At 62.5% G+C, this 13,490-nt stretch carries 13 protein-coding genes and 1 tRNA gene; 5 read left to right on the top strand and 9 right to left on the bottom strand.

What is annotated here, in order from left to right; translation table 11 throughout:
- Positions 1 to 36: 36 nt before the first annotated feature.
- From OGV19_RS16825 to OGV19_RS16815, 3 genes are all read right to left on the bottom strand, one after another.
- Positions 37 to 1,008, bottom strand: a complete 972-nt coding sequence (locus tag OGV19_RS16825) for a magnesium and cobalt transport protein CorA (RefSeq protein ID WP_264309783.1) — start codon at positions 1,006 to 1,008, stop codon at positions 37 to 39.
- Positions 1,009 to 1,071: 63 nt separating this feature from the next.
- Positions 1,072 to 1,791, bottom strand: coding sequence for a lysophospholipid acyltransferase family protein (locus OGV19_RS16820; protein WP_264309782.1), 720 nt, complete (start codon positions 1,789 to 1,791; stop codon positions 1,072 to 1,074).
- Between the two features lie 89 nt (positions 1,792 to 1,880).
- Positions 1,881 to 2,570 (bottom strand): crotonase/enoyl-CoA hydratase family protein, encoded by a 690-nt coding sequence (locus OGV19_RS16815; protein ID WP_264309781.1) that lies wholly within the window; start codon positions 2,568 to 2,570, stop codon positions 1,881 to 1,883.
- A gap of 199 nt (positions 2,571 to 2,769) precedes the next feature.
- On the opposite strand from OGV19_RS16815, the gene OGV19_RS16810 reads away from it, so the two are divergent.
- Together OGV19_RS16810 and OGV19_RS16805 are read left to right on the top strand one after the other, a co-directional pair.
- A tRNA-Ser gene (locus OGV19_RS16810) sits at positions 2,770 to 2,859 on the top strand.
- Positions 2,860 to 2,966: 107 nt separating this feature from the next.
- A protein-coding gene (locus OGV19_RS16805; RefSeq protein ID WP_264309780.1) for an IS3 family transposase occupies positions 2,967 to 4,186 on the top strand; the annotation gives its coding sequence in 2 pieces (ribosomal slippage) (positions 2,967 to 3,315 and positions 3,315 to 4,186; 1,221 coding nt in all).
- 189 nt (positions 4,187 to 4,375) lie between these two features.
- On the opposite strand, the gene OGV19_RS16800 is transcribed toward OGV19_RS16805, so the two are convergent.
- The 3 genes from OGV19_RS16800 to OGV19_RS16790 all read right to left on the bottom strand — a co-directional run bounded on the left by OGV19_RS16800 (position 4,376) and on the right by OGV19_RS16790 (position 8,371).
- Complete coding sequence (locus OGV19_RS16800) at positions 4,376 to 6,517, bottom strand: TonB-dependent siderophore receptor (protein ID WP_264309779.1); 2,142 nt, start codon at positions 6,515 to 6,517, stop codon at positions 4,376 to 4,378.
- Between the two features lie 197 nt (positions 6,518 to 6,714).
- Positions 6,715 to 7,095, bottom strand: a complete 381-nt coding sequence (locus tag OGV19_RS16795; protein ID WP_264309778.1) for a hypothetical protein — start codon at positions 7,093 to 7,095, stop codon at positions 6,715 to 6,717.
- A gap of 64 nt (positions 7,096 to 7,159) precedes the next feature.
- Positions 7,160 to 8,371: an MFS transporter gene (locus OGV19_RS16790; RefSeq protein ID WP_264309777.1), complete on the bottom strand. Its 1,212-nt coding sequence runs from the start codon at positions 8,369 to 8,371 to the stop codon at positions 7,160 to 7,162.
- A gap of 107 nt (positions 8,372 to 8,478) precedes the next feature.
- Here OGV19_RS16790 and OGV19_RS16785 point away from each other — a divergent pair, with 107 nt between their 5' ends.
- The gene (locus OGV19_RS16785) at positions 8,479 to 9,363 is read left to right on the top strand and encodes a LysR family transcriptional regulator (RefSeq protein WP_264309776.1); all 885 of its coding nucleotides are present in this window, start codon (positions 8,479 to 8,481) and stop codon (positions 9,361 to 9,363) included.
- Between the two features lie 49 nt (positions 9,364 to 9,412).
- On the opposite strand, the gene OGV19_RS16780 is transcribed toward OGV19_RS16785, so the two are convergent.
- Entirely contained in the window at positions 9,413 to 10,162 is a 750-nt protein-coding gene (locus OGV19_RS16780; RefSeq protein WP_264309775.1) for a 3-oxoacyl-ACP reductase family protein, read from the bottom strand.
- Positions 10,163 to 10,280: 118 nt separating this feature from the next.
- Here OGV19_RS16780 and OGV19_RS16775 point away from each other — a divergent pair, with 118 nt between their 5' ends.
- Positions 10,281 to 11,234 carry a LysR family transcriptional regulator gene (locus OGV19_RS16775; RefSeq protein WP_264309774.1) on the top strand — a complete coding sequence of 318 codons (954 nt, stop codon included), beginning with the start codon at positions 10,281 to 10,283 and terminating at the stop codon, positions 11,232 to 11,234.
- Positions 11,235 to 11,335: 101 nt separating this feature from the next.
- Here the strand turns inward: OGV19_RS16775 and OGV19_RS16770 are convergent, their stop codons facing one another.
- Positions 11,336 to 11,806, bottom strand: coding sequence for a GreA/GreB family elongation factor (locus OGV19_RS16770; protein WP_264309773.1), 471 nt, complete (start codon positions 11,804 to 11,806; stop codon positions 11,336 to 11,338).
- Between the two features lie 2 nt (positions 11,807 to 11,808).
- The gene (locus tag OGV19_RS16765) at positions 11,809 to 12,192 is read right to left on the bottom strand and encodes a hypothetical protein (protein ID WP_264309772.1); all 384 of its coding nucleotides are present in this window, start codon (positions 12,190 to 12,192) and stop codon (positions 11,809 to 11,811) included.
- Between the two features lie 131 nt (positions 12,193 to 12,323).
- Between OGV19_RS16765 and earP the strand changes: the two genes are divergently transcribed.
- Positions 12,324 to 13,457 (top strand): elongation factor P maturation arginine rhamnosyltransferase EarP, encoded by a 1,134-nt coding sequence (gene earP / locus OGV19_RS16760; RefSeq protein ID WP_264309771.1) that lies wholly within the window; start codon positions 12,324 to 12,326, stop codon positions 13,455 to 13,457.
- The last annotated feature ends 33 nt before the right edge of the window (positions 13,458 to 13,490 follow it).

The following is a 13,490-nucleotide window of genomic DNA, read 5'->3' as shown; positions in this document are numbered from 1 at the left end:
AGCGTCGCGAAGGGCCGCACAGCGGCCCCGGCCATCTCAAAGCCAGCCCGACTTCTTGAAGCTGGCATACAACCCCGTGCACCCCAACCCAATCACCCCCAGCACGCCAAAATACCCGTACTGCCACGCCAGCTCCGGCATGTTCTGAAAGTTCATCCCATAGATCCCGGCAATCGCCGTGGGGAAGGCCAGGATTGCCGCCCAAGCCGCGAACTTGCGCTGCACGATGCTCTGGCGCGACGACTCCAGCAACATGCCGATCTCGATGGTTTGACTGGCGATATCGCGGATGCCGGCCAGGTCTTCCATCTGCCGCGTGACGTGAATCTGTACGTCGCGAAAATACGGCCGCATGTTCTTGTCGATGAACGGAAAGCTCAAGCGCTGCAGCTCTTCGCTCACTTCCACCATCGGCGCCACATAGCGGCGCAGGCGCAGGATGTCGCGACGCAGGCTGTGCAGGCGGCGGATGTCATCTTCCTGCAGCGAGCCGCCAAGCACGCTCTGCTCCAGCTCTTCGATTTCGCCATGAATCGCTTCGCTGACCGGTTGGTAGTTCTCGGTCACGAAGTCGAGTAGCGCGTACAGCACAAAATCCTCGCCGTGCTCCAGCAGCAGCGGCCGCGCCTCGCAGCGTTGGCGCACCAGGGCGTAGGATTTTGAGTGGCCGTTGCGGCAGGTGATGATGTAGCCATTACCCGCGAAGATGTGGGTTTCGATGAACTCCAGCTTGCCCTCATGCCGCACCGGTGAATAGGTGACGATGAACAGGGCGTCGCCGAAGGTTTCAAGTTTGGGCCGGCTGTGTTTTTCCAGGGCATCTTCGATGGCCAGTTCGTGCAGGTTGAACTGGCGCTGCAGGTTGGCCAGCTCCTCGGCGTTAGGCTCTTCGAGCCCAATCCATACGAAGTGCCCAGGCTTGCGCGCCCATTCGCTGCCTTCGTCGATGCTGATATTGGTGACTTTTCTGCCGGCGCTGTACACCGCCGATGCCACGACTCGACCCATGGTTGTCCACTTATTCGGTTGAACACGGGTTACAGCTTGGGCTGTAAGGGGCGCGAGGGCAACCTAGCGGCTTGCCAGTTCATCTTCCATGCGATCGATGCAGTGCTGCATCTGGCTGCGGCACTGCTCGATCAGTGCGGGGATGTCCCGTTGGCTCAAGCCTGCCGTGGCAATCGGTGGCAGCGAGCGCACGATCACCGTTCGCTGCCGCCAGCTGTTCAGGCTCAGGCGCCGGGCATAGCGGCTGACGCACACCGGCACGATCGGCACACCGGCTTCGATGGCCATGTGGAACGCGCCTTTCTTGAAGGCCAGCAAATGGTCAGCAGGGTTGCGGGTGCCTTCCGGGAAAATCCAGATCGAGGTGTCGTCCTGCAGCACCTGCGTGGTCTTCTGCAGCGCCTTGCGCGCCTGGTAGGCGTTGTTGCGGTCGATCAATACATTGCCACCGAGCCAGAACAGCTGGCCGAACAGCGGGATCCAGCCCAGGCTTTTCTTGCCGATAGCCACGGTGCGCTGCGGCACCACCTGGCCGATGACGAACAGGTCGAAATTGGACTGGTGATTGGCAACGATGACGCAACCGGGAGGGTGATCGAACAGCGGGCCGACTTCGGCCTTGACCTTGATACCCATCAACCAGGTGGCCGGCACGCTGTAGAGCCGGGCAAACACCCGGCTGTTGTCGGGGTTGAAGGGGCGGCACAGGCCGATGATCAGGCCTACGGCGCCCACCAGCAGAAAGTGCAGGGCCAGCAGGAGCATGCGCAACGAATAAAGCATGGTATGACTCACACCAGATAGTCGCATTCCAGTGTACGAGTGTGCACTGAAAGAGGCAATTGCTGTGTGAGTCTGTCGCTCAGGCAGGGTTAGCCCATATGGCTTTGATCGAGCTCGATAGCCTTGTCGAGCGTTTCCAGCAGGCCTTTGCGCACTTTCAGCTTGGTGTTCTTGTGCGCCAGCATGTTCAGCTTCTTCAGTTCACAGGCAGCGGCCAGGGCAGCTTCGTGCAGTTGCTCGGCCGGTACTACCTTGTCGAGGAAGCCGGCGTCCAGCGCGCCCTGTGGGTCGAAGATCTCGGCATTGATCACCGAGCGGTGGAAGGCCGAACGACGCAAGCGGTCGCGGGCCAGCTCGATGCCGGCATGGTGCATGGTCATGCCGATCTGCACTTCGTTCAGGCAAACTTTGTACGGCCCGTCGACACCGATGCGGTAGTCAGCCGACAGCAGCAGGAAGGCACCTTTGGCCACGGCATTACCGGGGCAGGCGACAATCACCGGGAATGGGTGCGACAGCAGGCGGCGGGCGAGGGTGGAGCCGGCGGTGACCAGAGCGACTGCTTCCTTGGGGCCGCTGGTCATCACCTTCAGGTCGTAGCCACCCGAAAGTATGCCCGGCTGCCCGGTGATGATCACCACCGCGCGTTCCTCCACGGCGCGGTCGAGGGCGGCGTTGAAGGCGGTGATGACATCCGGCGAGATGGCGTTGACCTTGCCGTTGTTCAGGGTCAGGGTGGCGATGCCGTCTTCGGCGTGGTAGGTAATCAGCTCGCTCATGGCAGAGTCCTTTTGTTGGCGTGGCGACGACGTTACCCAGCGCCGTCGGCCAGGTAAAGCAGCAAGGCTGACTGGTCGGTCAGCGTTTGCCGGGCCTCAAATGCAAATGCATGAAAAATTTGAAAAAAATGCTTGCCAAAGGAAGGACCTTCCACTAAATTAGCGCGCCTCGACAGGCTGAAAGGCTTGAAGAGAAAACGGTGAAGTGTCCGAGTGGTCGAAGGAGCACGCCTGGAAAGTGTGTATACGAGAAATCGTATCAAGGGTTCAAATCCCTTCTTCACCGCCACATTCTACAAAAAGCCCCCGCGCTGAAAAGCTCGGGGGCTTTTTGTTTTTTCGTGTCCCGTCCTGAATAAGGTTTACACCTCCCATCCCGAATTTCCGGAGAGTCAGATGGAGCAAGGTGTAAAGCGCACACAGCGGGATTACTCACTGTCTTTTAAATTGGCGGTGGTTGATCAGATTGAAAAAGGCGAACTGACCTACAAGCAGGCCCAGGTGCGGTATGGCATCCAGGGTCGGTCGACGGTTCTGGTATGGTTGCGTAAGCACGGTCGGCAGGATTGGAGCCAGGGGGCCTCGATCCGCGACGAGAGGAGCTGCGCGATGTCTGACCCCAAAACGCTTACTCCAGAGCAGCGGATCAAAGAGCTTGAGCAACAGCTTGAGCTGATGAGCCAGAAGGCCCAGTTTTTTGAAACGGTCGTTGATGTTCTGAAAAATGACTATGGTGTCTCGGTCGTAAAAAAGCGATCCGGCAAGTCCTCTCGCAAGGTCAAGTCGCAGGACTGAGCATTGCCAGGGCTTGTCAGTTTCTAGGCATCAGTCGACAGGCTTACTACAAGCGCAACCGAGCTGCTGATGGCAAAGAGCGCCAGGCTGATCGGGTGGTTGAGTTTGTTCAGCAAGTCCGGATGCGCCAGCCTCGTCTGGGTACACGCAAGCTGCACTATCTGCTGCATTGCCAACCGGACAAACGATTCCAAGTCGGCCGAGATAGGCTGTTCCAGGTCTTGGGAGAGCGCCGTCTGCTAGTGCTGCCTAAGCGGGCTTACCACAAGACAACACAAAGCTTTCATCGCTTCTACTGCCATCCCAACTTACTCAAGTCGGGCCCAAGCCAAGTCGTTCCGACAAGACCGGAGCACGTCTGGGTTGCCGATATTACTTACCTGCCCGCACGTAACGGCCCGTTATACCTGAGCCTGGTAACGGATGCGTACTCCAGGAAAATTGTTGGCCACCACGTCCATGAAAGCCTGCATGCCGAGTCAGTGGCGCAAGCCTTCAAGCAGGCATTACGAAAGCGACGTCGTCGCCAGCCATTAGTCCACCATTCGGATCGAGGCATCCAATATTGCTCGGCGCTGTACCAGTCACTGCACCAACGGCACGATGTTCAGTGCTCCATGACTGATGGGTATGACTGCTACCAGAACGCGCTGGCCGAGCGAATCAACGGAATCCTCAAGATGGAGCTGCTGTTGAGCAGCCCTGAAGATCTTGAGCAGGCGAGGCAGATGGTTGACGAGGCAGTGCAGATCTACAACACAGAACGGCCCCATATGGCCCTGAAAAATAAAACGCCCGATGCAGTGCATCGGGCGTTTTGAGGCCTGTCGGCCTACCTGAACAGGTGTAAACCTATTTCAGGACTAGACATCGGCTTCCGCGAGCTCTGTGTAGGCGCGGCCTTGCGTCGCGAAAGGGGCGCGTAGCGGCCCCAGCAATAGGGGTAGCGGCGCTGAAACCTGGGGCCGCTACGCAGCCCTTTCGCGACGCAAGGCCGCTCCTACAGGGCCTCAGAAGTTCACGGACGCCGACAAACGTGCCGTGCGCGGCGCCCCCTGGAACAGGTAGTTATCCCCCAGGTAATCCCCCACATCGCGCCAGTAACGCTTGTTGAATACGTTATCCACGGTCAACCGCAGCACCGTGTCATACCCCCCGATGCGCGTGCGGTAACGGCTACCCACGTCGAACACGGTATAACCCCCTACCTCGACATTGCCCGCCTGGCTGGCATATTTGCTGGCGCTGTAGCGCGCGCCGCCCAGCAGCGCCAGGCCCGGCACCGGCAGGTTGTATTCGGCCTGCAGGGCCGCACGCAGCTTGGGCACGTTGATTGCCTGATGGCCTTCGTAATCATCGGTCCCGCTGTTTTTTACCCGCGCGCGAAGGGCGGCGGCGCTGGCCTGGATCTGCAGGTTCGAGGTCACCCAGCCACTGGCACCCAGCTCCAGGCCGATGTTCTTCTGCTGGCCTTGCTGGACGTAGGTGGAGCTGCCCTCGCTATCCGGGCGTGCGTATTGATACGCCTGGCGGATCTGGAACAGGGCAGCACTCAAGCTCATGCCCTGCCAGTCGCGCTTGATGCCCAGCTCCAGCTGGCGTGACAAGGTTGGGGCAAGGATTTCGGATTGGTTAAGGGTGAACCAAGGTGCCGTGCCCCCTGCCGAAAGCCCTTTCGAGTAGCTTGCGTACAGCGTGGTATCCGGGCGCGGTTTGTAAATGAGCGCAGCATTAGGAAGCAGCTGATACTGCTGGGTATGGCGCCCGGCCACACCGTCCTCATTCCATGTTTTCTCGTCGAGGCGTACCTCGCGAGCGCCAATCACGGTTTGCCACTGTTCGTTGAACGTGATGCGATCGCTGATGAACAGGCCATATTGGCGGCTGTCGAGGCGACGCTCGCTTGAACCAATCGGCTTGTCGGAGGGCGGTTGAGCTGGCGATCCGTTGTAGATGTTTCCACCTTGCTCCAGCAACTCGTTGTAGTAACTGCGCTGATCGACGGTCCGCCGTTGAGCGCTGGTGCCCAACGTCAGCTCGTGGCTGACGCCCATGGCGTCGAAGCGGCCATTGAGCATGGCCTGTGCTTCATCTATGCGACGCGTATCGTCGGGGCTGCGGAAGTCGTAGATGTCGTAGTCACCCTCCGGGCTGAAATGCGACTGCCAGCCCTCTTCGCTGCCCCACGCAAACGCGCTGTAATCGTCGATCACCACCTTGCTGCGTGACGCACTCAACGTCCCGGTCCAGGCCTCGCTGAAGCGGTACTCGAAACGCCCGCCGAGGTTCAGCGAATCGTTCTGCACAGGCTTTGCCCACTGCTGGTAAGCCAGGCGATCATGCGGGTCGATACCATGGGGCACCTCGGTGCCGCCGAGCAACTGGTAACCGGGGACCGAGCGCTGTTCGCGGTGCTGATACTCGGCGTCCAGTTGCAGTGTGGCATCCGGGTTGATCTGCCAGTCGAAGGCCAGCGAGGCGAAGTCGCGCTTGCCGTCGGCATGGTCGACATAACTGCGGATGTCTTCATGGGCCAGGTTGGCGCGCAGGCCGAACTGCCGCTCGCTGCCGAACCAGCCGCCCAGGTCGGTGGCCAGGTAGCGCTCGCCTTGTTCATTGGTCGATACCGTCACGCTGCGCACGTCTTCGGCGCGTTTGGTCACGTAGTTGATCAGGCCGCCCGGCTCTGAAACGCCGCTTTGCAGCCCGGACAAGCCCTTGAGCAACTCTACCTGCTGCTTGTTTTCCAACGCCACGTTCTGCTCGCCGACGAGGGTCTGGCCATTGATTCGGTAGCTGCTGGCGGCATTCAGCTCGAAGCCGCGCACGTTGAAGTTTTCGTAATAGCCGATGGGCGCATAGCTTTCGCCCACTGAGGCGTCGCTTTGCAGCACTTCGCTGAGTTTGCGTACTTGGCGGTCTTCCAGCAGTTGTTGGCTGAACACGCTGATCGAGGCCGGGGTGTCGAGCAGTGGCGCGGCGTGGAAGCCACCCACCGAGGCTTCGCGTGCCTGATAGCCGTCGTTGCCGAAGCTGTCGGAGACCTGCAGCGGGTCAAGCACGACGCTGTCTTCGGCAAGAACGTGAGGGCAATGCAGGGCCAGGCCCAGGCTGAGCAAGCTCAGGGGCAGGTGGGGGCGAAGCGGGGGCATGCGGGGCTCCTGGATACGCGACACCTGTGCGGGCCTCTTCGCGGGGCAAGCCCGCTCCCACAGATTTGCGCCAACTTCAGGCGAGCTGCAATCTCTGTGGGAGCGGGCTTGCCCCGCGAAGAGGCCCGCACAGGCCATGAAAAAGGCGGCATCTTAACAGCCGCCTTCAACATAAAACGATCAGGCCCGCGCGATATTCAATCGTTGCTGGCCGGGCGCTTATGCTGGCGCCAACTGTCGTCGATCTTCGACCAGGTTTTGCCATCGGTGACGGCCAACAGCTTGCGCCCGTCCTTGAAGGTGGCAAGGAAGGTGGCTTCTTCCTCCTTGCCACCCAGCCAGAGCCCGGCCAGCAACCCCACCGGCCCGGCCACCAGAGCGCCGGCCACGCCCCAGCCAAGGGCAGTGCCCAGGCTGCGGCTGGACTCAAGGCTCGCCAGCCTGAGGTCGCTGATGCGTGTGAGTGAGATCCGCTCGCCAGGCGAGGGGCTGCGCGGGGTCTTGAGTGTGAGCGATCCGTTGCGATACTCGCCTTCACCTTGCAAGAAATCGCCGGATTGCACCGTGAGTCTTGTCATAAAGTCGTCCTGTCAGGGATAGGGCATTGTCCAGCGTCTACTGAGCGCTGCCCGGTCTGGCAAGTCAACGGCCAAGCGACGGAGGGTAGTGCGTTGCAGTGTCGCGGCCCACGCGCTTGCGCTCGGCCAGTGCCCAGGCCAGCAGCGCCAACGTACCGATCACCAGCCCGGCCACCACGATGCCCATCCAGCCCTGGCGCTGGAACAATTGCGTGCCCAGCAGCGACCCCAGCGCACCGCCGATGAAGTAGCAGGTGATGTAGCCGGCATTGAGCCGCGTGCGTGCCTCGGGTCGCAGCGCGATCACCGCATTCTGGTTGCTGACATGCACCAGTTGCACGGCCAGGTCGAGCATCAGCACCCCCAGCAGCAGGGCCAGCAGCGAGTATTCGGCAAAGCCCAGCGGCACCCACGACAGCAGCAGTACCACCAGCCCGACCGTGGTGCCCAGCGAGCCCTTGCCACGGTCGGCCAGGCGCCCGGCCCAGTTGGCCGACAATGCCCCCGCCGCGCCCGCCAGGCCGAACAGGCCGATCACCGCATCCGAGTAGTGGTAGGGGCCTTGAGCCAGCAGGAAGGCCAGTGGCGTCCAGAACAGCGCGAACAGACTGAACGCCAGCAGGCCGAGCAACGAGCGCAGGCGCAGCACCGGCTCCTCGATGAACAGGCGGAACACCGAGCCGATCAGCGCCGGGTACTTCAGCCCGGCATGGCTGTGGTGCTGCGGCAGGCTGCGGTACAGGGCCAGGGCGGTGATGGCCATCAGCACCGCCGCCAGCACGTAGATGCTGCGCCAGCCACCCAGTTCAGCCATGAAACCGGCCGCCGTACGCGCCAGCAGAATGCCCAGCAGTAAACCGCTCATCAGCGTGCCAACTGCGCGCCCGCGCTGATGCGGCTCGCTCAAGCTCGCGGCCATTGGCACCAGGATTTGCGCCACTACCGAGAACAGGCCAGTCAGCGCGGTGCCGAGGAGCAACCATGGCAGGCTCGGTGCGCAGGCGCTGATGACCAGGCCGAGGGTGGCAATGACGGTCATTACGGTGATCAGGCGGCGCTGTTCGAACAGATCACCCAGCGGCGCCAGCAGCAGCAGGCCGGCGCCATAGCTGAGCTGGGCGGCGATGACGATGCTGCCGGCGCTGGCCGTGCTCAGGCCGAATTGCTGGGCGATGCTGTGCAGCAAGGGTTGGGCGTAGTAGTTGCTGGCCACGGCCAGGCCGGTGGCGGTTGCCATCAGCAGGATCAGGGCGCGACTGAGGGTCGGGGCGTTCATGGGGATCTCGGGGCGGGCAGTGGTAAGTGGTGGTGATTATCGAGAAGTGTCAGGCATGACACCAATGTATAGTTTTCAGCTAATCCATCTTGAAAACAGATCAATCGATGAACCTCAAGCAACTGGAATATGCCTTGGCCGTGGCCGACACCGGCAGTTTCACCCGTGCCGCCGAGCGCTGCCACGTCGTGCAGTCGGCACTCAGCCATCAGGTGGCACGGCTGGAGGCGCAGCTGGGTGTCAGCTTGTTCGAGCGCACGTCGCGGCGGGTACGGCTGACCCCCGCAGGCGAGGCGTTCGTGCTCAGTGCTCGGCCGGCGGTGGAGGCAGCCCGGCGTATTGCCGACGATGTGGCCGCCGCCTGCGGCCAGGTGCGCGGGCGGCTGTCGATTGGTGAAATCAGTTCGCTGACCGCGCTGGATCTGGTTGACCTGCTGGCGGTGTTCCACGATCGCTACCCGGATGTGGACGTGCGCTGGCTGACGGCCAAGAGCGAGCTGTTGATCGCCGATGTCTGCGAGCGGCGCCTGGATGTGGGCTTCATCGGGCTGTGGCAGGGCGAGCACGTGCAGGGCGTGCAGCACCGGCTGTTGGCCAAAGAAGCGCTGGTGGCGTTGCTGTCGGCCACCCATCGGCTGGCGGGCAGGGCGCAGCTGGCGCTGGCGGATCTGGCGGGTGAGGTGTTGGTCGACTTCCCCGAGGGGACTGGCGCGCGGCGGCAGACTGACGAGGCGTTTCAGGCGGCGGGCTTGCAGCGTCGGGTGCAGTTCGAGATCGGGCATATTCGTCTGGTGGAGAAATTCGTTCGGCGCGGCATGGCGGTCGGCCTGGTGCCGGAGCGGGTTGCCCAGGGGGTCGAGGGGGTGGCGGTGGCGCGCTTGGTCGATGCGCCGGTACGGCATCTGTATGCCGTTTGGTCGCCAAGCCCGACTCCTGCGGCCAGGGCGTTTCTGGAGGTCATGGAGCAGGTCCTGAAGGTGGGTGAGGGCTGATACGCCGGCCCCATTGCCAGCAAGCCAGCAATGGGGTTGCTACCGCGTGTCAGGCCGCAAAGCCACCATCGGCCGTCAAACTGGCGCCCGTGATGTACCCCGCCTCCGGTCCCGCCAGGTAAGCCACGAAACTGGCAATTTCGTCCACCTGGCCATAGCGCCCGATCGCCATCAGCGGTATCAGGCTCTCGGCAAATTCACCGCTGGCCGGGTTCATGTCGGTGTCCACCGGGCCGGGTTGCACGTTGTTGACGGTGATGCCTTGTGGGCCAAGGTCGCGTGCCATGCCGCGTGTCAGGCCAACCAGTGCCGACTTGCTCATGGCATAGGGTGCGCCCCCGGCGAACGGCATGCGCTCGGCGTTGGTGCTGCCAATGTTGATGATGCGCCCGCCCTGGCCCATGTAGCGCACTGCCGCTTGGCTGGCGACGAACACACTGCGCACGTTCACCGCCAGGATGCGGTCGAAGTCCGCCAGGTCGAACTCGGCGATGGGGGCCACAGCGAGTACGCCGGCGTTGTTGACCAGGATGTCGAGCCCCCCGAAGGCCTTGGCGGTGTCATCCACCGCCAGTTGCACGGCCGAGGCGTCGGCACTGTCGGCGCGCAGGGCGAGGGCCTGGCCGCCGTTGCCGATGATTTCCTGTGCCAGCTGTTCTGCCGGGCCGGCGGAGCTTACGTAGGTAAAGGCAACCCGTGCACCGTCGCGGGCCAGGCGGCGGACGATGGCCGCGCCAATGCCGCGGGAGCCCCCTTGTACCAGGGCTACTTTACCTTCGAGTGGAAGTGGCTTGGACATGCTGATCTCCTGCTGGGAAGCAAGGCCGAATGCCTTGGATGGGCGCAGTATCGGTGGCTAATTGCCTGCTGATAAGATGGCAATCACTATTAGCAGAGTAAACCTTTGGTTGTTAATCATGGCCGTGGAATCGTTTAACGCCCTCGAATGCTTTATCCGCAGCGCCGAGGTCGGCAGCTTCGCCGAGGCCGCTCGCCGCCTGAGCCTGACGCCTGCCGCCGTCGGCAAGCATGTGGCCCAGTTGGAAGCCCGGTTGGGTGTGCGACTGTTCCAGCGTAGTACCCGTAAGCTGACCTTGACCGAAGCGGGCCAGCGTTTTCTGGGCGAGGTGAGTGACAGTTTCCGTACCATCCAGTATGCGGTGGCCAACCTGGCCAGTGCCGAAGGCCAGCCGGCCGGGTTGCTGCGGGTCAGCATGGGTACGGTGTTCGGGCGGCTGTACGTGTTGCCCTTGTTGGGTGAATTCTTGCGCCGCTACCCTGCCATTACCCCGGACTGGCATTTCGACAATCGCCAGGTCGACCTGATTGGCCAGGGGTTCGATGCGGCCATCGGTGGGGGGTTCGAATTGCCGCCGGGTGTGGTGGCGCGCAAGCTGACGCCGGCGCACAGGGTGCTGGTGGCAGCGCCTGGCTACCTGGCCCAGCAGCCACCGATCGAGGACCCGCAAGCGCTGCAGCGTCATGCCGGTATTCTGATTCGCTCACCGCAGACTGGCCGGGTGCGCTCCTGGCCGCTGACCAGTCGCTGGCAGGAGCAACAGCCGTTGTTGCTGCGCCAGGCGATGACCATGAGCGATTCGGATGCGGCCTGCGCGGTGGCGCAGCAAGGCTTGGGGATCGCCCTGGTCAGCCTGCCGTTTGCGGTGCCCTACTTGCAGGCCGGGCAGTTGCGGCGGGTGTTGCCCGACTGGTATGTGGACGATGGGCATATCAGCTTGTATTACGCCCAGCACAAGCTGTTGCCTGGGAAGACGCGGGCGTTTATCGATTTTGTCGTGGAGCAGTTTGCGCAGCAGGGGTTGGCGGGGCAGTTCGATGCGTTGCAGGGCCTCTGGATTGATGGTGCCTGAACCGGCCTCTTCGCGGGCAAGCCCGCTCCCACAGGGGCTGCGCCGCACTTACGAGCAGTAATTATCCGGCGGGGGCGGGCTTGCCCCGCGAAGAGGCCGGGTCAAGCAACATCAACAATGAAGAATACCTGCGCCCCCAGGCTCACCTCATCATCCACCCGCTTGCCAGCCAATTGCTGCCCCAGCGGCGAGCGCGGTGTAATCACGGTCACCAGCTCATCCCCTTCACCAATCTTCAATCCCGCCGCCTCAGGCCCGAGGAACAGCCGGCGCTGCTGGCCATCCTCGTCCTCAAGGGTGACCAGGTTGCTCACCTGCACGCCACGCGCCGGGTCGTAGTCACGCAGCAGCAGTTGCTGGTAGATCTGCAGCGCCTGGCGAATTTCGGCAGTGCGGCGCGCTTGGCCGGTGGCCAGGTACGAAGCCTCCAGGCCCAGGGTGTCATACTTGTTCTCGGCGATGTTCTCTTCAGCGGTGGCGGTTTCGTACGCGGTCTGCGCCGCGCGGCTCAGTACGTCGATGTCATGTTCGAGGGTCGCGACGATGCGCGCGAGGAGCAGGGGCTTGTCCATCTTCAGTAACAGAACTCCAGCACATTGGCCTGGCTTTTTTCGGTGGGCGCGGTGCGGTTCTGTTGGAGCCAGAACTGGCACTTGGGGCTGTTGAGGTTGCGCGGGTTGCCTTGGGCAGCCTCGGCGGCTTGTTGCAGTTGCTGCTGGTGCAGGATGTCTTTGTAGCGCTCGAACATCTCGCCCTGCGCATCCGCAGGCGGCGTGGCGGTCTGGCCGAGGGCAGGGGCCACAGCCTGGGCAACCGGTTGCACCTGCTCAGGCCACAGCTGCAACGCCAACCACAGGCTCACGGCGATGGCCACGGCGCCCAGCCACAGGCCAAAGGCCACGCACAGGATCAACTGCAACGGCTTGAGGGTGATCTTGAGTTCACGGTGGCGGGGCATGGCGGCCTCCTGGCAGGGCGGGTCGAGGTGCATTGTCGCACGCCGCCGGCAAATTTTACCCGCCGGTGCTTTTGTCGGCGACAATTTATCCGCAGAATCCGCGGTTTTGGGCACCATGAGGGGGAGGGCGCATGAAGGCCACCTGGGACATCTTTTGCACCGTCGTCGACAACTATGGCGACATCGGCGTGACCTGGCGCCTGGCGCGGCAACTGGTGGACGAGCACGATCTGGCGGTGCGCCTGTGGGTGGACGACCTGAACGCCTTCGTGCCGATGTGCCCCGAGGCCGATGCCGCAGCGTTGCAACAATGGCTGCAGGGGGTCGATGTGCGCCAGTGGCTTGCCAAATGGGTGCCGGTGGAACCTGCGGATGTGGTGATCGGTGCCTTCGCCTGCCTGCTGCCGGTGCACTATGTCGAGGCCATGCGCGCCCGGCCTAGGCCGCCGTTGTGGCTGAACCTTGAGTACCTGAGCGCCGAGGACTGGGTGGAGGGTTGCCATGGTTTGCCGTCACCCCAGCCAAACGGCTTGCGCAAGGTGTTCTTCTTCCCAGGCTTTACCGAGAAAACCGGGGGGCTGTTGCGTGAGGGCAATCTGCTGGCGCGGCGCGAAGCCTTCGAGCAGTCTGCCGAGGCCCGTCAGGCATTCTTGCAGCGCCTTGGCGTGTACCCCGAGCCGCAGGCACGGCTGATCTCGCTGTTTGCTTATGAAAATACCCAGCTGGGCAACTGGCTGGATGCCCTGGCGGCAGGTACGCAGCCAACCCATCTGTTGGTGCCGCAAGGGCGCATTCTGACTGACGTTGCCAGATGGCTAGGCGCGGCGGGGCTTGAGGTGGGCGATGTGCGCCTGCGCGGGGCGCTGACCGTGCAGATTTTGCCGTTCGTCAGTCAAGACGATTATGATCGGCTGCTGTGGAGCTGCGATTTCAACGCCGTGCGCGGCGAAGACTCGTTCGTGCGTGCGCAATGGGCCGGGCGGCCAATGCTGTGGCACATCTACGTGCAGGACGAGAACGCCCACTGGGAAAAGCTCGACGCATTCCTTGAGCATTATCGACACGGCCTGTCAGCCGATGCCGCTGCCGCACTGGTTGCGTTGTGGCGCGCGTGGAACATGGACCGTGACGTCGGCCAGGCGTGGCAAGCGGCCCAGCCGCACTGGCCAGAACTGCAGCAGCATGCCCGAAATTGGGCGGCGCGGCAGGCCGCTCGGCCGGACCTTGCCATGACGCTGGTACAGTTTTACCGAAATTGGCTATGATATGCGGCCTCGATTTTTATAAATCCATCCAGA

The sequence above is a fragment of the Pseudomonas putida genome (assembly GCF_025905425.1).
Lineage (GTDB): Bacteria > Pseudomonadota > Gammaproteobacteria > Pseudomonadales > Pseudomonadaceae > Aquipseudomonas > Aquipseudomonas putida_AF.
The sequence above is the reverse complement of the archived record's forward strand: the minus strand, read 5'-3'. Positions and strand labels throughout refer to the sequence as shown.

Coding starts and splice junctions, on each gene's coding strand:
- OGV19_RS16765 (WP_264309772.1), bottom strand. CDS start 12,192: ATGCCCCGCCACCGTGAACTCAAGATCACCCTCAAGCCGTTGCAGTTG.
- earP (WP_264309771.1), top strand. CDS start 12,324: ATGAAGGCCACCTGGGACATCTTTTGCACCGTCGTCGACAACTATGGC.
- OGV19_RS16795 (WP_264309778.1), bottom strand. CDS start 7,095: ATGACAAGACTCACGGTGCAATCCGGCGATTTCTTGCAAGGTGAAGGC.
- OGV19_RS16800 (WP_264309779.1), bottom strand. CDS start 6,517: ATGCCCCCGCTTCGCCCCCACCTGCCCCTGAGCTTGCTCAGCCTGGGC.
- OGV19_RS16780 (WP_264309775.1), bottom strand. CDS start 10,162: ATGTCCAAGCCACTTCCACTCGAAGGTAAAGTAGCCCTGGTACAAGGG.
- OGV19_RS16775 (WP_264309774.1), top strand. CDS start 10,281: ATGGCCGTGGAATCGTTTAACGCCCTCGAATGCTTTATCCGCAGCGCC.
- OGV19_RS16825 (WP_264309783.1), bottom strand. CDS start 1,008: ATGGGTCGAGTCGTGGCATCGGCGGTGTACAGCGCCGGCAGAAAAGTC.
- OGV19_RS16820 (WP_264309782.1), bottom strand. CDS start 1,791: ATGCTTTATTCGTTGCGCATGCTCCTGCTGGCCCTGCACTTTCTGCTG.
- OGV19_RS16790 (WP_264309777.1), bottom strand. CDS start 8,371: ATGAACGCCCCGACCCTCAGTCGCGCCCTGATCCTGCTGATGGCAACC.
- OGV19_RS16770 (WP_264309773.1), bottom strand. CDS start 11,806: ATGGACAAGCCCCTGCTCCTCGCGCGCATCGTCGCGACCCTCGAACAT.
- OGV19_RS16815 (WP_264309781.1), bottom strand. CDS start 2,570: ATGAGCGAGCTGATTACCTACCACGCCGAAGACGGCATCGCCACCCTG.
- OGV19_RS16785 (WP_264309776.1), top strand. CDS start 8,479: ATGAACCTCAAGCAACTGGAATATGCCTTGGCCGTGGCCGACACCGGC.